Below are 22,476 nucleotides of genomic sequence, written 5' to 3'. Positions count from 1 at the left end.
CCTTTATTATTCATATGTATAATATTTAAAACTCACAGTCAATAACATAATTCCTAAAATATATATTGAAGAACTTGCAAGATATAATAAAATAGTTGTTTCTTTAATCATTACGTCACTTACTATATTCAATGCATAAAATATTGGAAATGTCTTTGTGAATATTGCAGGGAATAATCCATATGTTACGCTAAAAAAAATCCAAATAACTGACAAGGACGCCGCAAGAATTCCCTTTTTTATAATTAAATGAAAAAGCAATTGAGAATATGGTATTGCTAAAGATAGAATGGTACAAAGTATAAACATTTTTAAAAAATAAAGTATGGATATTTCATATCCATTTATAAAAATATAGATACCCATAACCGAAAAATTTAAAATATTAAAAATCAAATAGAACAGTATAAACAATAAATTTTTAGATAACAATAATTTTAATTTTGAAATTGGCTTTGTATAAATAATGGCCCAAGTGCCATATTTATTTTCAGAAGAAATGATAAGATACCACATACAAGCAGAAAAAATGCTTAACGTTAGTGTATTAAAGTTTACTGTAATTGCTATAAGATTTGTAGATTGAAACATGTCAGGATTATTCTTGTTAAAAATAAAATAACTTATACACAAAAAGCTTGATAATAATGAAAAAAACAAAGAATATAATAATAATTTTCTCCCACCAATTTTCCTCATCTCACTATTCACACTTTTAAAGATAAATTGCATTATTAGAGTAACTCCTTTTGTTTAGTTAAAGTTAAAAATACTTCCTCTAATGTTAGCTTTTTAGGGCTAACTTCAAAAATATCTATATCATTTTTAATTAATATTCTGGTTAAATTAGGAACACTATCTTGATCTATTATTAGTTTGAATACCCCTTCTTTTTCTATGCTATAAGGTATACCCTCTGTATTTAAAATCCTTTCTGTGGCAGTAGTGTCATTAACATGAACAATATATTCTCTAGAAGTAATAATACTGTTTAAATTCCCTTCATAGAGTATGGTACCCTTATGTAGTAATGCTATGTGATCTGCTATCATTTCAATTTCAGCTAAATTATGACTAGAAATAAATATAGTCTTCCCCTCATTTTTTACCAAATGAAGTAATAAACGCCTTATCTCGTGTACTCCCTCTGGATCTAATCCATTTGTTGGCTCGTCAAGAATTAGTATTTTAGGGTTATTAAGAATAGCAAAGGAAATACCTAACCTTTGTTTCATTCCTAAAGAAAAATCTTTAACTTTTTTATCTTTTGCTTTATATATTCCTGTAGTTTTTAATACTCTATCTATTTCATCTAAAGGTTTATTAATCATTTTTTGTACATAGGCTAAATTTTCATATGCTGTTAAATTAGGATAATAGGTAGGCGAATCAATAAAACAACCCACATTTTCAAATAATTCTTCTTTCCATTCTTTTATATCTTTATTATTAAATAATATCGTTCCTCTATCTAATGGAATTAATCCTAATAACATTCGCATAGTTGTTGTTTTTCCTGCACCATTTGGTCCAATAAAAGCATATAAACTTCCTTCAGGAACAGATAAGTTTATATCCCTTACAATGGATTGATCTGCAAAAGACTTTGTTAAATTTTTAGTTTGAATTGCTAATTTCATTTTGTCCCTCTCTCTCATCCCCGCATAAAATTAAGTATCGTTTTTCGTATAATCAGATTTATAGAAGATATCATTTAAATTAATTTTACCATAAAAAGGGATTAATTAACTCGATTTCTTTTGTTTTCTAAGGCTTCACCAAAAAAGTTTAATACAAAATTATTTTGATATATTTAATTACTATTGCAACCATTGGAGCCTCTGCTGCTGTTGGAAGTTCTGGGATGACTGCCGTGGCTTCTGCCGCAATGATTGCTTCTTCTCCAGAATTAGGTCGCATGGCATGTAGAAGAATTTATCCTGAGCATTAATATCAATCTACGTAAAAATGGCCACCATTTCTGGTAGCCATTTTCGTCTTCCTTCGCTACATTATTATACGATTAATACTTCTCCCGTAAAGCTTCAAGTTCCTTACGTTTCTCCTCGACATCCTCTCATAAAAATAAGATAACCTCTTTGATTTTCTTCATTTTCAAAACAATAAGCGGAAGTAAACGAACATTCAAAACTTCATATTTATAGATCAATCTGTTCAAAATCGATAGTATATTCTATAACAATATTGGTTCTTTAATGGTTGGTAAAAACTCGATACTCATAGCATAATTTAATAACAAATTGATATACTCTTGATTTGGTTCTAAACAATGTACATTCTTCAAATATCCTTGCGTATACGAACAAGATGGTATAGCTACTGATAGCTCTTCTACAGATTCTAATAAAGGCATTATGAGCTCTAAAGCTTTCTGTTCATCAATAGTTAGATTAGTATTAAAAAACTTCTCTATATACTTTTCTTGCTTCATTAACATTAAATCGTATCCAAAATCTTGTAAACTATTAATAAATTGGTCCCATTTAAGCTGAATTGGATTACAAATATGCATGGTTTTATTTACTGTGTTAGCCTTATAAGATAATTCAGTAATGGCTAAGCTTCCATAGTCCACAGGCGTTAAATCTACATACGTACTGATTTCAGGTGCTATGTTAGATAGGCATATACCTTTCAATAATCTATAAAAAGCGTTCTCATTAATATTGAATTGAAATTTACCCGTTTTAGAGTTACCCACTAAATTTCCCACACGGTATATCGTAGCACGAACTCCTTTTTCCATTGCCTCTCTGACCATTTTCTCGCCTTGAAACTTACTTTCTAAGTACACATTATCTAAATTTTGCCCTCTATCAAAATTAGACTCAAAGAATTTAAATTCTTTTGGATCGCTTACAGCCTGCCCTACTACACTTAAAGTCGATATATAATGGAAGCGTGCATTTGTACTCTTAGCTAATTCCAATAAACATTTTGTAGACTGAACATTTACCTTTTGAAAATGCTCACGTTCTCCATAGTGTCTAACTTCTCCACCACAATGTATTATTGACTCTACGTTACTCTTTAAATGATTCACTTTCTTTGAATCAAGACCTAGATTTATCAAAGATAAATCTCCTTCAATTAATTCTACTCTCTCCTCCAACTTTTTAAGAATTTCTTTACCGAAATAAAACCTCATTCTTTCTTTTAACTTTGCACCAATTACTTGATTCTTATTTTTTCTTACTAGACAGTAAATAGTCGTAGATGGCAACTGCAATAACTGTTCTAAAATATGCGCTCCTAAATATCCTGTTGCTCCTGTAAGGAAAACTGCTTTTGGATAATTCACCATATCTGTCTCACATTCTTCTATACTATTTCTTTTATAATCAGGAGTCGTTTTCGTTTCATTTTCAATACACGCTACATTAATATTTTTCTCTTTTTTTAACGACATATTTTCCATCTCTTCAATATGAGAGGCTAAATTTTCTATTGTTCTATACTTAAAGAAATCTTGAATTTTCAAGTTAGGATATAACGGTTTTAATTTAACTAATGCTGGCATAACTTTTAAAGAATGCCCACCCAAATTAAAGAAATCATCTTTTAAACCAATAGATTTTATGTTTAAAACTTCAGACCATACTTTTGCAATGTTTTTTTGCACTTTAGTTTGCGGCTTAAGTATACAACCATCTTTTTGCTCATTATCAAACTCTATTTCTGACAGTTTTCCGAAATCAATTTTCCCATTAGCCGTTATTGGTATTTTTAACACATGAGAGTAATATTTAGGGATCATATATTCTGGCAATACATTTGATAAATGTAAAGCTAACTTATTTTTCTCTATTTCTATACCGTCCACTGTTTTATAATAAGCTTGCAATAGCATTCCATCTTTTGTTTGTGTTACAACAGCCTGACTTATCCCCTCAAATTGGAATATTGCATCTTCTATTTCTCCTAATTCAATTCTATGCCCTCTAATTTTAACCTGCTTATCTTTTCTCCCCATAAATTCTATAGTTCCATTTGGTAACCACTTTGCTAAATCACCTGTTCGATATAACCTTTTACTATTATCTTCTGAAAATGGATTTGAAATAAATGCCTGTTTTGTTTTCTCTTCCTGCTTCCAATACCCTTGGGCCAATCCTAAACTCTCAATATATAATTCACCCATGCCCCCTACCGGACAATGTTGCATATATGAGTTCAATATATGAACCTTTGTATTAGAAATTGGAATACCAATCGGTATACTACCTAAAATGTTATTTTCGCATTCTAAGTCTGGTATGAAATAATACATTGCTGAAACAGTTGCTTCAGTAGGTCCATACTCATTTACCAGTTGTATTTGATTTTCAAAAGTATTTTGCCAACTTCTAATAGCATTTGTTGATGCAGCTTCCCCTCCCATTATCATAAATCTTAAAGAACGTATCTTATCACTATCCAATTTAGTTAATGAAGTCGATAATTCATTAAAAAATACTGTTGGCACGTCAGAAATAGTTGCTTGTATTTCTTGGATAGCTTGAGCATATGCTACAGTTGAATAGCGCTGTTCATCACTTAATAAATATAGTTCCGCCCCATTTAACAAGGTAGAAAAAATTTCCGATACAGAAGAATCAAAACTATGGGAATAAAACTGTGTTACTTTATCATTTTTGGAAATATGAAATACTTCATTTCTCCATTCAGCTAAATTCAATACTCCTCTATGAGTTAATAATGTACCTTTTGGTTTTCCTGTTGATCCTGAAGTGTAAACCACATATGCCAAGTCATCTGGTTTATTTAAAATTTTAACATCATCATTTATTGTCGTACGATATATATCCTCTATTATTGAAACGTTATAATTACTTGAATTCAAATGATTTTTGTATTTGTAATTCGTTATAATTCTACATGCCTCGCTGTCACTTACTATATAATTAATTCTATCCTCGGGGTATTTTACATCGATTGGTATATAGGCAGCGCCAGCTTTTAATATTCCAATCATAGAGACAATACTATTGATACTTCTATCTAAAAATATGGCTACTTTGTCACCTGTTTTTATACCTTTTTCGAGTAAATGTTGAGCTACTTGATTAGAATTCATATTTAATTGTCTATATGTTAAAGACTCTGTTTCTGTAGCTATAGCAATCCTATTTGATTGTCTTTCTACTTGCTTATAGAATTGCTCCTGTATATTTTGAAAATAAGGATACGGTCTTTCTGTATGATTTACCTTTCTATATAGAGATTCCTCTTCCAGTGATAGGAATGAAAGATTCTCATATGCCACTGTTCTTTGATGAATAAATGCGTCCAGTATATTAAGTAAATTTTGAGTAAACCTATTAATTGACTCTTCCTTGAAAAGACTAATATTATACTCAAATGAAATCTCTACATAATCCGATCCTTCTTCAACAGCTAAAGAAATGTCAAACTTACTAACATCTTGTTTATTAGGTAACAATTGAAGCTTGTACGCATCATGCTGTTGCAAAATATCTTTCTGATAACTAAACATTGTAGAAAAGATAGGGTTATTTCCAAAACTTCTATCAGGATTTATTTGCTCAATTACTTTATCAAATGGGTACGATTGGTTTTGGAAAGAATTCAAACATTTTTCCTTAACGACTTGTACTAGTTGTTTTAAATTTTTCACATCATTTAATTGTGTTCTAATAGCTAAAGTATTTACAAAAAACCCTTGTATTTGTTCAAATTCCTGATAATTCCTTCCAGCAACCGGTGTACCTACAATAATATCTTTTTGATCCGTTAGATAGTGTAACAATTGTATATATGCTGCCAAAAATAGCATATACATAGACACATTCTCTTGTTCACATACTTGTTTCAAAGACTCTTTCATTTTATTATCTAACTTCATTTCAAAGACTTTACCTTTATTTGTACTTTGACGATCCCTACTAAAATCTAACGGAAGATTTAGTAGGGGAAGAGGCGCCGCAAGCTCGGTCATCCAATAAGATTTTTCTGTATCCCACCGGCCTAATTTTAGCTGCTTCTGTTCCCACTCAACATAATCCACATATCGATTAGGAATAGTTGGTAACTCGGGATTTCTTCGATTAGCAAAGGCATTATATACCTTCATTAATTCATCTAATAAATTCCTTACACTCCACTCATCGGTAATAATATGGTGTAAATTGATATATAAATAGGATCTTTTCTTATCAAGATTAAAAATTCTAATCCGGAAAAGTGGTCCATTTTCCAAATCAAATGGTGTATGATCCGTTTGATTTATTGTTCTACGTATATATTCTTGTTGTTCCTTTTTAGTTATGTGTTCAATATCATCGTGAATAAGGTCAATAGATATTGATTTTAATATGACCTGTCTAGGCTCCCCGTTTTTTTCAATAAACACTGTTCGTAGCATCTCGTGTCGTTCAACTAAAAATCTTATGGCGTCTTGTAAAATATTCTTTTTTAAACTTGGCTCAATATTTATGTGTAGTTGTGTATCATATACTCTATTAATAGCGTTATACTTATTTAAAAACCAGATTCTTTTTTGAGCACTGGATAACTTATAGCATTCCTTATCTGCAACCTTTAATACTTGCATATCATGTTCTTCTCTATCCGTATTTACTTCCATTAATTTATCAATGTAAGCAGATAGACTAGCAATTGTTGTATGCTCAAAAATATCTCTAATTTCTATTTTCAAATGAAACTCTTTTTGAATTTGATTTAACACTTGCACAGCAATTAATGAATGTCCCCCAAGTTTAAAAAAGTCATCATCTCTGCTGATTCTATATTTCCCTAAATTTAAAATCTCTGACCATGTTTTTACCAACCTTTTTTCTGTTTCACTTATTGGTGGTACATATTGATTCTTCATATTTTCAAGTAAAGATGGGATTTGTAATTCTAATTTTTTTCTATCAATCTTACCACTTGGTGATAATGGAAATGTTTTAAGGTGAAATACATAATTTGGAGTCATAAAATCTGGTAAACTTTCACTTAAGAATGTTTTTAAGTCCTCTTGTTTTATCTCTGTATTGTCTTTTGATAAATAAAAGCTAGCGATTTTGTCATTTTGATAAGTTACTACTACTGCATCTTTTACCTCTGGGTGTTTAAATAATGCTCTTTCAATTTCATCAAGCTCAATTCGATACCCACGTAGTTTTACTTGATTATCTTTCCTTCCGATAAATTCTAAGTTCCCACTTGGTAAAAGACGTACTAAATCCCCAGTACGATACATTTTTTTATCGCGATTATAGGATTCTCCGAAAGAAATAAATGCCTCTTCTGTTTTTTCCTTTTGATTTATATATCCTTTGGCAACCCCATCACCACCAATGAATAGCTCACCTACTACTCCTGACGGACATAACGTGTTGAACGGACTGACCACGAAAACTTTACTATTAGCAATTGGTTTACCTATTGGGATACTAGAACTTTCTTCTTTTATCTCATGATTTACTTCATAAATGGTTGTACATACAGTAGCTTCAGTAGGACCATATGCGTTAAGAACTGGAATCTTTAACCCCAATTTACTTTGCCATTTACGAACTGATTCAGCAGGTAGGGTTTCCCCTCCCACAAATACACATTTTAAAGAATTTAATGTAAGTAACATTTCTTTTGGCATATCAGCTATTAATTTAAAAAATGCAGTTGGTAAAAGAACATATGTAATACCATTCTTGTTAATTACATTTATAAATTCTTCTGCAGAACGTTTTTCCATTTCAGAAATTAAATGCATTCTCCCTCCGCATAACAAAACCGGAAACATTTCCATAATGGAGGCATCAAAAATCATCGTTGCAAATTGTAAAAATACATCATTTTTGTCTAAATTAAATTGATTCATTAATGAATATGATAAATTAATTACTCCTTTATGTGGTACACCTACTCCTTTTGGTAAACCTGTCGAACCTGACGTGTAGATAATATACGCTGTATCTTCTATGGTATGTGTAGGTACAATATTTTCTATAGAATTAGCGTAATGAAAATCCTCTAGATAAATTGTATGAATCGCAAAACTTTCAATTAATCCCCTGAATTCTTTTTTTGTAATAATCATTTGACTTTCACTATCTTTTAATATATATTCTATTCTTTTTTCAGGAAACTTTGGATCGATTGGTACATAAACTCCACCTGATTTTAGTATGCCTAGAATCCACACAATTGTATCGATCTCTCTCACCATAGTAATACTTACACGCTGTCCCTTTTTTATATCATTTTCACGTAAATAATTCGCGATTTGATTTGACCTTTGCTGCAAGTCATAATAGGTAATCGATTTATCCCCCATTGAAATCGCTATTTGATTTGGCGATTTTAATGCTTGTAGATCGATTAATTGATCTAGTGTTTTTGAATTAGGATATGCAAGAGTATTTGAGTTTATATCTTTGTATAAAAAATGATCCTTTTTTAAAAGTAACTCCAATGAATGGATAGGCTCATTTACATTCTTCATTAGTTTTTGTAACAAATATATATATCTTTCAACTAAATCACTAATACTCTCTGCTTTATATAACGCTGAATTATAGTCAACCTCAATTTTATTCTCTGTTTCCCCTTCATATCTCATTATTCTCCAGGTCATGTTAAAAGGATTTACTCTTTTACAATCTGTTAAAACTGTGGACTCAATATCTGGAATTTTTAATTGAGGTATCCTTACCGTATTAAATGCTGTTGAATATATCATATTATGATGTGTATTATTATTTAGATTTAAATCTTTTACTATATGTGAATATGGATTATGTTTATACTTAATAGCCAAATGAACAGATTTGTTCACCTTGTTAAATATCCCCTTAAATGTATCCCCCTTTTCTATTGTTATACGTATAGGTAATGTATTAACAAAATAACCAAAAGCATTCCCTTCTTCCGTGTGTGGTCTAGTATTAATTGGAATACCTACAATAATTTCTTCAGCGTTTGTCATTTGATGAAGTAAGGCACAATAAGTACTTAACATAACCCGATAGACACTTATGTTATTACTTTTAGCAAAACATTGTATTTGATAAAATAGATCGGCATCAATATTCTTACTTATATTTTCATTCGTATATATCGGTTCATTCATTTTTTTAATAGTAGCAGGAAACTCTGTAGGAGGTAATTCACCTTGTAAATAATCTTTCCAATAGGATGATCCTTCTCTATATATTGCACAGTCAATAAAACCTTCCTCAAATTCTACAAGGCTCTTATAAGGAGATTCTAATACTAAACCCGTATTTTCTTGAAGTAATTCACAATACGTATGAGACAATTGTTGGATAAAAATTCCTAAACTACATCCATCATAAATAATGTGATGAAAAATCATATGTAAAATAAATTCATCTTCACACAATTTAATGATGTGGAATTTAAACAAAGGCCCTTCTTCTAAATTAAATTTCTCATTCACTATAGAGTCTAAGAATTTTTTAAAAATAAATTTTTGTTCTGTGTTTTTAAAAGCAGTTAAATCCTTAATTGGTATATCAAAATCTATACTCTTTTGAATGAATTGTTTAATTTTTTCGTCCCTTTTAATAAATAGTGTACGTAGCGCTGGATGAGATTGCACTATTAAAGTAAGCGCTTTCTTTATAGTCTCTATTTGAAGATTTCCTTTTAGCTTTATTAGGGCAGCTTCATTGTTCATTCCTTTTTCTAATTCCATTTGATGAGCTATCCATAATGCTTCTTGCCCTACTGTTGCATCCAATTCTTCTACAATTTCACATTGCTTTTGTATTTCTTTCATTTGAATTTCTCCTTTTATAAACATTTCAAAACGGATAATATTTACAGTTACAACTATATGTACATATTCTACGATTTGTAAATGTATTTTTTCCGACTAAATTCAACATTTATTTCACTTATTGCATAGTTATTAAAATGATGAATAAAATTCATATTTATACCGTGAAAGTTCATACTTTTATTCAATTTAAGCATAAAAAATCATTTTACTAATAATTCCAATTACTTTTTATAAAGTAATCTCATATATATTTATTAAAATATATACTCTGATTTATACCCCGAAAATAAATTCAAGGATATTCCAACAGGTCACTATATATATTTCTAATAACTTGAACTACCCCCACTTTCACTTCGTTTAGAAGTGAGGGATTCCTAAGTAAAGAATTCTATCGAACTCTAATTGATTAGGCTATCTCCGCAGTCCTTGCGGTTAGAAGCCTTATCGCTTCATTCTTTAGATTGATACATACTTGCGTTAATATCCCTATCATGATGTGTACGACAAGAAGGGCAGTCCCATTTACGTAGGTTTAGATTTTTAACGTCTTTGTTTTGATATCCACAACAAGAACATAATTGGCTTGAAGCAAATGTTTTCGATACGACAATGACTTGTTTGCCGTACCATTTTGCTTTATATTCCAACATGGTTCGAAACTGTGACCATGATACCTCACTAATTGCTTTTGCTAACTTATGATTTTTTAACATATTCGATACTTGCAAATCTTCTATACCGATAACATCGTGGTTTTTGATGATTTCAGTTGAGATTTTGTCCAAGTAATCTTTTCTAGAATTCATTATATATTCATGAATTCTAGCTACCTTAATTCTTTGTTTATTCCAGCGAGAAGATCCTTTCATTCTTCTAGAAAGAACACGCTGTACTTTTGCCAACTTCTCTTCTAACGATCGAAAAAACTTCGGGTTTTTATAGGTTGTTCCATCTGACAAAATCGCGAAGTCTTTTAGCCCTACATCCATTCCAATGTAAGAAAGTGTTTTCGGGAGTTCTTGCACTTCTGTTTCCACTAACAATGACACAAAGTATCTACCAGAAGGGTTCCTTCTAACCGTAGCATTTAAAATACGTCCCTTTACTTCACGACTTTTGGCAAATCGAACAAGACCTAGTTTTGGCAGTTTAATTTTGGTTCCTACAACGGCAATATTTTCATTTGTTTGTTTTGTGGTGTAAGATTGTACGTTGTTCTTCTTAGATTTGAAACGTGGGGAACTGTTTTGTTTTTTGAAAAAACGTGTATAAGCATCCGCAAGGTTGCGAACAGACGACTGAATAGCAATACTATCCACTTCTTTTAGCCAAACAAACTCTTTCTTCATGGCAGGAAGTTTGGCAGAGCATGTACCATATGTCAAACCTTTTCCTGTTTCTTTGTATGCATTATCCCATAGAGATAGGAAATGATTGAATACAAAATGAGAACAACCAATCGTTTTATTGATTAGAGTCGTTTGTGCTTTATTTGGATAGATACGAAATTTAAATGCTTTATTGATAATCATAAGTTTCACCTCCATTTCGATATATATCTATTATATACCGAACGTATATTCGGCATATAGTAAAATGATCATGACAATTTGTCAAGTAACACTTTACTACCTGTCGAACAATTCATCTCCCAACTACTCACTGGGCTGTGGCTCTTCACGTTCCTTGAGGAAGGAGTCTTCTTGGCTAAAATGATAAACGGTACATAAACCCTGCATTACTTCGCTCTATATAATCACTCTTAGCCTCTGAATCTAAAGGTAATTCTTTTGCGAAAACAGGCAGTTTAATTCCAAATTCCATATATAAATCGTCTTTTAGACATTCAAAAATTTCTTCCTTAATAATTATCTAATTTGGGAAGGATGTCTATCGCAGCTAATCCTAAAGCTTCCTTTTTAGAAACCCATTTCACTAATCTTTCGAAAGTCTGTGACGAATAAATTGAGTTGTAAATCCTCTGTAGATCTCTTTCTATATCTTGATAGAAGTGCTGCCATTTATTTAAAACTCTTTCACTTCCCTCAACTCCAGTAAATAGAGGGTACGCTATATATAAAGTGTTTTGAAATAGTACTTTTAACTTTTCCACTAATAATCCTCCTAATTGCTTCTAATACAATTATATCAATTGCTGCTAATCATTTATACCTTTCTAAATAGAGTTTCAAAAGTATGTAAAAATCACTAGTTATTCAACTGTTTTTTTCTGAATTGTGCATCTTATCGCAAAACACGTAACACATTTGCATTATGGTGTACCTTTCGGGATAGATAGCATGGATGGTTTAGGAATTTTTAGTGTATTATTGTTAAAATGAAAAATAGAACAGCATTGCGTTGTGCTGTTCTATTTTTATTAAGATACTAATTGTGGCTCTATTGTAAATTATTATAAGCCAACATCAATGATTGGGAGAGACAAATTGAAGAGTATACCAATCAACAAGAGTACTAGTATACTAATTAACACGAGTATCAAAGTACTGAATTTCAAATATTTAAAAAATAATGCATACTTTGGTGTTAAATACCTTTGTATCAAATATCTTAGACAATCAAAGAAAATACCATATATGAGAGCTGTCAATATACGAAATGCGTATATATGATGGTTAAACACCATATCTCTAAAAGGTTCAGCATATATTAAATTATTTAATATATGCTCCAATCCGAAAACGAAAAAAAAGAGTCCTTGAGGATCTAGTCCACTAATGCGAAAATAACAAAGTAATAAACCGATTGCTAAAGATAAAAATGTATAACTTTTTAACATCTGTTTTATTAGGTTCATTATAAATAGATTCCTTTACTTATTAATAATATAGTTTTATAGACTGAAAAACACTGATTGAGTTTTCGCAACCAAAATAACTATTAGATATAAAATGAATCTTGTACAGACATTAAATAATAGAAAAAAGCCCCTAATATTCCAGTAGTAAAAATAATAAATCCCATATTGCGTATGCTTTTAATTTTTGCTTGTAGACCATTGAATGCTGCTAACAACCCAGTTAAAGAGAATAGAGTCCAGTATAGCAGGGGTGGAATAGGAGGAATTATATCTCCACCAATCCCCAGACCCCAATCAACATAAGGTAGAACGATAAAGGAAAGGCTAAGTAATCCCATTACACTCGCGAGTAATTTACGATATTTAACCCCTGTAATTATTAAAAAAATCCCACCAAAAAAACCGCATGAACAAAGAATAGGCGTAAATAAAATATAAAGTAAGCTCAAGATGTACATATATAATCTCCTTCAAGTTGATAAGTTTTATTTTAACTCTATTTATATATAGAGAGAGGAACTGAGGAATCAAGTTCAACAAAATCACAACTACCAATAGTTAAGAAGCTGAAAAAGGCTTAAGCCGCCATCCCGTCGATATAGTATTGGGGATAAAATAAGCACATCCTAATAATAAGGTCAGGGTCAACAACATTAGTAAAATATTTTTCATTTATGTATTACACCTCTTTTTAGCCCCAAGAAATTATTTATTTTTCGGAATTTATTGTTAATTTAAATAGTTGATCTAGCGCTTCTTCTCTATCAAACGAACTAAACCAACGGTAATCATGTTCGTCTAAAATACGATAATGCTGACTAATCAGATTTTGCTGTAAGCGAAAGTCCCCTTTTTCTTGAATTTTTTTCCACCATAATTTTCCTCCCAATGTTTTTTCTTTGGAGTTGTTAATACTTTTGTGGGCCATTGTTTCGATTACTACTAATGGATCATCTCCCAAAGCGGACTGTAAAACCTCACTCCCCCTAAATAATGCACAAATAGCCACGGTATTGGTCCAGCCTGCATTAGATCTCCCCTTTTCGATTTGAACGAGTGTTTTCTTTGAAATGCCGAGAACTTCAGCCATTTTATCTTGCGTATACCCCTTTTCAGTACGAATTAACTTTATTTTTGTTGAAATGAGTTCGATTATAAGCTCCTTATTCATCTTTTCCCCTCCCCAAAAGTAACTTATGTATTATTTAGTGTAATTTTACACTTTTGTTAATCCTTTTTCAACTTGATTTTTCCCTAGGCCTCGGACGAAATTCGGCGATTGATTATGAAAGGTATAATTCCCTTATAGGAGGTGTCATGGTGCTATGTCAGATACGGAGATTGTATATACCGCTAATGAAGTGTATAAGCGTTTAGGAGTGAGTGGAAGTACGCAGATGTTTGTGTTGTAACACCTTTCTCATATTGCGTACCCTTCCTGTAAAATATGCAACATCTTGCGTACTCTTCCTGTTAACATGCAACATCTTTCCCACGTTGCGTACTCTTAGTACAAAACAAGCAACACCTAATATTTAATTTTTTTAACACAACTCCCTCTTGATTTTCATTCCTTTTTGTTTTGCATTCCAACAAAAAAAGATCAGCTACCATTTAAAGTAGTTGATCTGCATGTGCAATTTCTATAAAAAATACATATTATATTTATTTGCTATTTTAAAAGATTTTCAACTAACACTCTTTAACATACTTCCTGTTATTCTTTCCTATAATCTGAACTTATACCTTAAATCCTCCAATTAAATCTTGAAGTTCTTCGGCCATTTGTGCTAATTGAATTGCTGAAGAATTTATCTCTTCCATGGAAGCATGTTGTTCTTCGGATGAACCAGCTATAGTTTGCATACTTGTGGTGTTCTCTTTTACAGCTACTGCTATTTGATTAATAGATGTATCGACTTGCATTGCATCAGATGTCATCTTATTTGATAGGTCCACCATTCCATGTACTTTGGAAACAATATTATTCGCTGAATTTGAAATCTCATAAAAACTTTGTTTTGTATCATTCGCTACCTTAATTCCCGACTGTACTTCTATTCCTACTTCATTCATAGCTTTTACAGTCTCATGTACATCTAATTGTATTTCTTTAATTATTTTTCCAATTTCCATTGAAGATTGTCCTGATTGTTCCGCTAATTTCCCAACTTCATCCGCAACAATTGCAAATCCACGTCCCTGTTCTCCTGCCCTAGCCGCCTCAATCGCCGCATTTAGTGCTAGTAGATTTGTTTGTTCAGCAATATTTTGAATCGCTTCTAATATAGTGCCTATTTGTTGCGATTTCTTATCTAATAATTTAATTACATTATCGGATTGGGAAACAGAATTATGTATAGACTGCATTTGTGTTACAGTTTGTTCTACTAATTGTTCCCCCTCATTTGCTTTTTGTTTTGTGTATAAAGATGAGGTCGATACTTCAGAAGCATTATCAGCTACACATTGAATATTTCGTGTTACCTCACCTATTAATTTAGCTCCAGACTCAACTTCATTATTTTGAACCTCTGCACTATGTGAGATTTCTTCCATTTCTTTTGTAATTTGTTCTGTTGCAACACTTGCTTGCTCTACACTAGCAGTTAGTTCCTCAGAAGAAGCTGCTACATGTCCTGCAGATGTGTTAATTTGTGAAATAATATTGCGTAAAGACTCTGCCATTGCATTGAAACTATCACCCAATTGACCAAGTTCATCCTTTGAACGAATATCAATTTTCTCCGTTAAATCTCCTCGACTAATTCTTTGAGCTGAAATAACTAATTGTCTTAGTGGATTAATAATAGATCTAAGAATGAAGAAAATTATAATTCCACCTAATAATAAAGAAGCTCCTAAGTTTTAAATATTAAAATCAAAAAATATATAAATTTTTCATTATACGTATCTTCATATATTACAAATTATTTAGTATGAATTTTAATTTGCTACCGTCTATACAGAAAATGCACTAGCACTAGCACTAGCATTAGAGTATCTAACTACAGGAACCAATATATATTTTGGAGAATAAGGCAATATATCACGTCTAAAAACTAATTTCGTCTTATCGCGGATTCTTACCGCCCACGCCCGTTCTTCCGGTTACGTTTTGATAGAGGGGCAATGTTCATTGATCAATAGTTTGTTATGACGTTTAGGTATTTATTTACATTAGGCGGATAGAACTAATATGTTTAAAAAATTATCAGTATTTCTTATTGGCACTCTACTATTATTCAGTTGAACAGCTTGTGATAGCATTAAATCAATGGCAAGTAATGTTACAGTTAGTAAAAATTTAAAGGTGCAGGATTAGAAGCAGAAGAGCCTACTGATCTACCACAAAAAGAGTTTGGTAATACTAGAAAAGATCCGAAACGTATTCTGGTACCTGCTTTAGGAGAAGATAGCGGCGGTAGATTATTCGAATTTAAAAACAAAGAAGATCTTGAACAGGCTAAAAAGTACTATGACGATTTAGGAAATGGAAATCAAATGCTCTTCTCTCATACCTACTCACTGGACTGTGGCACTTCATGTTCCTTGAGGAAGGAGTCTTCTTGGCTAAAATGATAAAAAACATCTAATTCTATTTGAATTAGATGCTTACATTTAGTCCTTAATCCTAACATTTTAAACTATTTATGCGCCTGTAAATCTTTTTTTATTACATCCCAAAGTGAATTATCTTGACGTATCGGTTTACCCTCTTCGTCCCATTTTATTTTTCCTGTTCCTAATTCATAATTCATTCCCGTCCATGTGTCTTCACGGAATGCATAGAATGATTTATGCCAACCTTTTTGGTTGAAGATAGAAATAAGATCTTGCATGTATTGGGTTGCACCTGGGACAGTACGGTTAATTCCAAATTCCTCTGCAATAATTCGATTAGATGGTACATGATTTTTCTTAGACCATTGTTGAATTGGCTTTAAAAATTTCTCTAATCCCTGCTTATTCCACATTACAGGTTTCTCTAAATCTCCTACTTTTACAAATCCCGGATATTGAAGTTCCTTGTTTTGTTTTTCACCTTGGCTCGTTAATTCATACGGCTCATACATATGAAATGCATAAAGTGTTTTTTTATCCTTTACTGGTTTTAAATATTTAAAGGCCCATGGAGTAGCATATAAACCTGCATCTAAAATAATCGGTGTTTCTTGGTCCACTTCACGAATGGAATTAATGACCTTTTGATTAAATCTATTTAAATCCGCTGTCGTTCCTTTCACTTTTTCATACCATTTCTCGTAATCTTCCGTCCAAAAATCATTATATCTATTATTTTTAGCTGTTTCTGGATGCGGTTCATTTATAATATTGTAACCAACCACTGCAGGGTGATCTTTTAGTTCAAGAGCAAGGTCCTTCCAAAACTCACTTGCTTGTTCTTGATACTTCTCTTCTTCCCATATTCTGTCGTCATTCTTGTTATTATTAAATTGACGCCATCGATCACCAGGTAAAGATAACATTGTAAGAACAACTTTCATTCCTTGCGATTGTGCGGCATCTAAATCCGCTTTTAATTTTTCTAGATCCTCCTTTACTAATCCCTGATAGTTATCTGCATTACCTATCAGAAAATCCTTTCCAGAAGTATCTGGTTTATCCTCAAATAAAAAATCTTTATCTTTTGCCCATTTATCAGGTGCTAAACGAACATATTCAATATTAGCTTCCTTTGCACTTTTATAGTTTTCAGGTAATGAAGTGCTATTCATAAAATTAGTACCTTTTCTTTTTGAATCCCAAAAATGAATTTTGGAATCGCTCTTTTGATAAGTATCAGCTTTCACATTCATTTCCTGTACTCCAAAACTTATGATGCCTAATAGTGCAACGATTGGCAAAACTTTTTTCACAGTTTTTCCTTCTTTCTATATATATTTTACACACATAACATACCTTTGTTTTGTTACAGGAATATGGCAATTTCCCAAAAATACCTTTTAAGTTTATAAAGTGAAAGTTCATTCACATATAAAAAAGACAGAGATATTTAGAATGTTGCTTCGTTTTCTAAAAAATAAAAAAGGAACCCTTTACGGATTCCTTTTTGCCTTGCACTCTTTTTCAAATAGTGCATTTTTGCACCTATTTTTAGTATACCTTATAATTCCTATAAAATAAATAAGATTAAACGAAATTTGCTACTATATTTTCATAAAAGGATTCGAGTCAGAAAACTAATACAAGTAAGTTCACTTGCGAAAAATTTATGTTCTTTCACAAGTAATAAAACGTCATACTTTCTTAGGATTCTACAGATAGAATAGAGTATTATAAAGAACCTGAAAAAGACATCCTTCCTTATATTGAAAAACATAATTTAGGTGCTGTGATTAGAGGTCCACTTAAGATGGGGATTTTAACTGGGAAATTTAATCATGAAACTCAATTTCCAGACGACGATTTAAGAAAAGATTGGCCAAAAGAAAATTGGTTTAAAGATAGCTTAAACAAAGTAGAGAAATTAGGTTCACTTGTACGATCAAATCGAAGTCTAGCGCAAATCGCCTTACGTTATGTTTTAAGCCACCCAGCCGTTTCAGTTGCGATTCCTGGTGCAAAAAATTCTACTCAGGTTGAAGAAAATTCTTTACACTTAACTCGTCCATTATTATTAAATAATGAAATTGAATTCATTAAAAAACTTTGATCCAATAATTATTCTTCCATAAAAATTCATGCTAATTTTACTATCAAATCCATACCACTACTTCTTCTCCACTAGAACATATCTTTAACACTTCCACCTTATTTTTTTATCTTTTCCTAACAATATCTACAGTCTATAAGGTAGTTGAACACTTTTATTCAACTACCTTATAATACGTTCTACATTATATTAAAATATCTACTACACTAGTTCAATACATGTTAGGACAACATATAAATTAAATAAACAATTAATTCAGATATATTTTTAGAAACTTCATTATCTCACAATTACTTTTTTAAAAATCAATCAAAAAATTTTTCTTTACTTTAAATTCCATAGTTCATATAATTTTCTATGGAATTACATTTTTTTCTAAATAGCTCCTCATTTCTAAGGATTCAAAAGGGCAATTACAAATTATTATACCCTTATGTTTAACCAAGTAAAATAAAAATCCAGTTTTTTACAAGGAGAAGTGACTGCATGCAAGATATTTTAAAACTATTTCCGAGCGTTGACGGAAATGAAGAAAAACAACAACTTTTATTAGAATCTATGCAGAAAATAATTAAAAATCTTGACCAATTAAAAAATGAAGAGCGAGCTACTTTAGGTAAATGTGAGGAAAAATCAGAAGGATACTATAATAGCTTAATTCACCAAAGTCATATACCACTAGCTGGAATCACTATGTCTGAGGTTATAGAAGAGCTAAACCAATTTATGAATGGCCATCCTTATCCCAATAAATACTACTTGTCTAATGCTGTACCACTACCAAGTATTCCATCACTATTGGGTATACTAACCATGGCACTTTTAAATGGTAATGGCGTTTGGGATGTCTATGGCCCAGGGGCAGCTGAAGCAGAGGTAAAAGTTGTATCCATGCTTTCAAAACTGATTGGTTATAATCCACATAATAGCGGTGGTTATACAACATGGGGTGGACAAGGTTGTGTATTTTCGAGCTTACGTTTAGCAATTTCTAAACAATTCCCATTAGCAAAAGAACATGGTGCTCCACAAAATGTTTATTGCTTTGCTTCTGAAAATGCACATTATAGTTTATTAAAGTCAGCTGAAGCAACTGGCATAGGGTCAAATCACTTAATAAAAGTGAAGACTGATCCTTATACAAATTCTATGGATATAGAAGATTTAGAGGCTAAAATGATACAAGTTATTAAAAATGGCGGTATCCCCCTTTATATTCTAGCTACTATGGGGTCAACAGATACATTTACCATTGATGATATAAAAAAAATTAAAGAGAGCGCTGAAGCAATACAAAAAAAATATAAATTAAAACCTATTTATATCCATGCGGATTCTGCAATGGGCGGATTCTATAGTTTCTTTAATAATTATAGTTTTGAAGAAAATTCACTCTCATTTGAACCTAATGTAAAAAATGCCTTACAATACGTACAAAATAAAATGCAATATATGTCCCTTGCAGACAGTGTATGTTTTGATTTTCATAAATTAGGACAAACACCTTATGCTTCAAGTATTTTAATCGTAAAAAATCATACTGATTTACAACTGATGGACATTGAACAAGATGATACACCTTATCTTGGTAATAGATCCTATGGGAGTTATCATACAGGCTATACCTTAGAATGTTCACGAGCTGGTAGCGCTATTCCCATGTATATCAATCTATTAGCCTTTGGAATTGAAGGATATCAAAAATTATTAGCAAATTATGTTCGTGTAAATCTATTATTTAGAGAGAAGTTGCGTGTAGCTCTACCTCAAGTCGCAATCACAAATGATTTTACATATGGACCAATTACAACTTTCCGGTACTATCTGAATGGAGATGGCCAAGAAAATTGGGAAAAAGAACGAATGGGTCTTGCAACAAAAGAAGAGATTGAGGATACAAACCGATTAAATATAGAACTATTTAATTATCTAGGAAAAAATCGCGATCAAGTATTTTTTGGTGATACAACTCGTTCTTGTGTAGTAGATGTATTAAACAGTAGCGATAGAAATCCGATTTCCACATTAAAATTCTTTTCTATCTCTCCATATACAACTGTTGAATGTTTAGATGATATCGTTTCATTTCTTTATAAACATATTTCGATTGCTACTAAACAGATTCATTCATATGTTTCATAACCATATTTGTTAGCGCTTTAATAGTTAAACTTAACCAAATGAAATAAAATTTTTAATCCTTTTAATTACTATTAACTATATTAGGAAAGAGGAAAAACATATGAATATTGAGCTACTTGATACACACCACGTGAAAGACGCAGCACATTTACTTGCACATTCTTTTGTGAATAACGAACCTCTTGTAAGCAGTTTACAAATTCCCTTTGCTCCTTTTCACAAAATGTGCGAAGAAATGATAAAGCAAGCTGTATCTCAAGCTATGTCATTTGTAGCAATAGATAATTTTCAAATTGTCGGCGTTCTTTTAACAAGAAAAGTAACCCAGCCAATAATAGATAAAGATAAGGCAACTGAACTATGCCCACAAATGGATCCTATTTTTCAACTTTTAGATACATTAGAGACAGAATCTATTGAGTTTTCTCATTTAGATAAAGAAAAATTGGTCTATCTGGATATGGGCGCTTGTCATCCAGATTGGATGGGAAGTGGGATAGTCACCAGCCTTCTTTCACATGCCATTCAAGAAATAAGTAAAAAAGATTTTGATTTTATTGCTGCTTGTACAAATAAAATTTCTCAAAAAATCCTAAAAAAACTGTTTACGACCTTGGAAATGAATGAAATAGTGTATAGTAATTTTTCTTATAAAGAAACATATCCATTTGCTAACACGACAACTTCCTTAGCAGCTCAATTACTATATATACCTCAATCCCAATTCGTCATCAAGGCCATATAAATTTGTGTAGAAGTCTAGCTGTACTTTTGTACAGCTGCTTTTTTATATAGAGTAAATTAGCAATAGATATCCTTACATAAGTGACACCTTTCATACTTTAACTTCTTCGAATTCAAAAGCCACTTTCTCAGCATGCCTTATTTCTCTCCTTAGCCTACCTCAAGATCCCCTTCTATTTATTTCAACATGTTTCATCGTGTTTTAATTTGTTATGCTCCATTATTTCATCTATACAAGTAACTTAAATACTATTCCCTATCTTAATGTCTAATCTTTTACTTCTTAAGTAACGAGTGATACATAGATTCCCACTCTTAAACACTTTAAAACATATTACCTGATAACCCCTTAATATTCCCTATAATACTGACGGTTACAAGTCTCTATCATTTCATTTATCTATTCATATTACATACCCTATAGCTATCTACTCTCCTTTAAAGAATCCCATTTAAAATACATGATAAAAGGAAACAAACGTGTGATATTTAGCATTTAAGAAAAAAGAGTGAGAATTACTGGATTCCTCTTTCTTCTCTTCCTTTTAAAAAGCTCTATTAAGTCAAATTCAATTATATTCTTGCTTAATAACATGCTCACTAATCATTAACAATTTGTATAACTGTATAAAGACATTACTAAATTACTAAAGGAATCTCCTTTCCCCTATCGAATTATTGTAGAGGAAAGGAGAGGAATACATGGAAATTCTAGGATTAGACCCTCGCGCATTAGCGACTTTAGGTGCACTTGAATACACCAATCGCCGTAATAAATTAATCGAAGACTCGGAGAATAATTTATACGAATGTAAAGAAATAAAAGAAATACTTCAATCACTTCCTAAAGAGAAGCAGATTGAGGTTCTTGAGAATCAAGCTCACTTTGAGGCTGTGGCAAAGATGATTGAACAAAACAATTTAATTCTTTTAGAACAGATGAAAGCTCTACAGCTAATTCAGAAATAATAAACTTATGATTAATTAATTCTACATATGCTTCCATAAATAATGTATCTTTATTTATACCATCAGCCTCTGTTTTTGCAGGGGCTTTTGTTTTGCCTTGATTCATATTTTGAATTTGAACAGTTTCTTTCACATGTATGAATAGATCTTCTAATAAACCTGGTGTAGACTCTAATTCCTGCTTTTCAATTTCCTCTGTTACAGCACTTATAAACTCCCATAGTACTTTTGCACCTAGTAGTTCTGCTAATCGTTTTTCACGCATTTCAAATGTTTTCATGTTCATATTTAAACACTCCCCTTATCTAATATTTTCTTGAAAAT

At 31.4% G+C, this 22,476-nt stretch carries 10 protein-coding genes and 5 pseudogenes; 4 read left to right on the top strand and 11 right to left on the bottom strand.

The features are described 5' to 3' along the window. Positions 1-6 precede the first annotated feature (6 nt). The 9 genes and pseudogenes from ABH960_RS16025 to ABH960_RS15985 all read right to left on the bottom strand — a co-directional run. Positions 7-732, bottom strand: a complete 726-nt coding sequence (locus tag ABH960_RS16025) for an ABC transporter permease (protein ID WP_404446551.1) — start codon at positions 730-732, stop codon at positions 7-9. 2 nt (positions 733-734) lie between these two features. After that, a complete protein-coding gene (locus ABH960_RS16020; protein ID WP_404446548.1) occupies positions 735-1,640 on the bottom strand; it encodes an ABC transporter ATP-binding protein in 906 nt (301 codons plus the stop codon). A gap of 148 nt (positions 1,641-1,788) precedes the next feature. Further along, on the bottom strand, positions 1,789-1,920 hold the full coding sequence (locus ABH960_RS16015; protein WP_274606579.1) for a hypothetical protein: 132 nt from the start codon (positions 1,918-1,920) through the stop codon (positions 1,789-1,791). Positions 1,921-2,194: 274 nt separating this feature from the next. Further along, positions 2,195-9,793 carry a non-ribosomal peptide synthetase gene (locus tag ABH960_RS16010; RefSeq protein ID WP_404446545.1) on the bottom strand — a complete coding sequence of 2,533 codons (7,599 nt, stop codon included), beginning with the start codon at positions 9,791-9,793 and terminating at the stop codon, positions 2,195-2,197. Positions 9,794-10,205: 412 nt separating this feature from the next. Next, a pseudogene (gene tnpB / locus ABH960_RS16005) lies at positions 10,206-11,331 on the bottom strand (IS200/IS605 family element RNA-guided endonuclease TnpB). Between the two features lie 181 nt (positions 11,332-11,512). Beyond that, a pseudogene (locus ABH960_RS16000) lies at positions 11,513-11,912 on the bottom strand (hypothetical protein); the annotation flags it as partial. Positions 11,913-12,700: 788 nt separating this feature from the next. Beyond that, positions 12,701-13,078, bottom strand: coding sequence for an ammonia permease (locus tag ABH960_RS15995; protein WP_201055160.1), 378 nt, complete (start codon positions 13,076-13,078; stop codon positions 12,701-12,703). 251 nt (positions 13,079-13,329) lie between these two features. Further along, complete coding sequence (locus tag ABH960_RS15990) at positions 13,330-13,791, bottom strand: helix-turn-helix transcriptional regulator (protein WP_002016811.1); 462 nt, start codon at positions 13,789-13,791, stop codon at positions 13,330-13,332. Between the two features lie 569 nt (positions 13,792-14,360). Beyond that, positions 14,361-15,485, bottom strand: a pseudogene (locus ABH960_RS15985) (methyl-accepting chemotaxis protein); the annotation flags it as partial. 334 nt (positions 15,486-15,819) lie between these two features. Here ABH960_RS15985 and ABH960_RS15980 point away from each other — a divergent pair. Next, a pseudogene (locus ABH960_RS15980) lies at positions 15,820-16,148 on the top strand (stress protein); the annotation flags it as partial. 119 nt (positions 16,149-16,267) lie between these two features. Here ABH960_RS15980 and ABH960_RS15975 read toward each other — a convergent pair. Then, on the bottom strand, positions 16,268-17,500 hold the full coding sequence (locus ABH960_RS15975; RefSeq protein WP_404446540.1) for a glycoside hydrolase family 5 protein: 1,233 nt from the start codon (positions 17,498-17,500) through the stop codon (positions 16,268-16,270). A gap of 422 nt (positions 17,501-17,922) precedes the next feature. Here ABH960_RS15975 and ABH960_RS15970 point away from each other — a divergent pair. The 3 genes and pseudogenes from ABH960_RS15970 to ABH960_RS15960 all read left to right on the top strand — a co-directional run. Further along, positions 17,923-18,297: pseudogene (locus tag ABH960_RS15970) on the top strand (aldo/keto reductase); the annotation flags it as partial. 486 nt (positions 18,298-18,783) lie between these two features. Beyond that, positions 18,784-20,439, top strand: coding sequence for a pyridoxal phosphate-dependent decarboxylase family protein (locus tag ABH960_RS15965; RefSeq protein ID WP_404446537.1), 1,656 nt, complete (start codon positions 18,784-18,786; stop codon positions 20,437-20,439). Positions 20,440-20,539: 100 nt separating this feature from the next. Next, on the top strand, positions 20,540-21,184 hold the full coding sequence (locus ABH960_RS15960) for a GNAT family N-acetyltransferase (protein WP_404446534.1): 645 nt from the start codon (positions 20,540-20,542) through the stop codon (positions 21,182-21,184). A gap of 843 nt (positions 21,185-22,027) precedes the next feature. Here ABH960_RS15960 and ABH960_RS15955 read toward each other — a convergent pair. Beyond that, complete coding sequence (locus ABH960_RS15955; RefSeq protein WP_404446532.1) at positions 22,028-22,438, bottom strand: hypothetical protein; 411 nt, start codon at positions 22,436-22,438, stop codon at positions 22,028-22,030. Between the last annotated feature and the right edge of the window lie 38 nt (positions 22,439-22,476).

It is taken from the genome of Bacillus sp. RC252 (assembly GCF_044909215.1).
Lineage (GTDB): Bacteria > Bacillota > Bacilli > Bacillales > Bacillaceae_G > Bacillus_A > Bacillus_A mycoides.
This window is presented reverse-complemented; position numbering and strand designations above follow the sequence as displayed.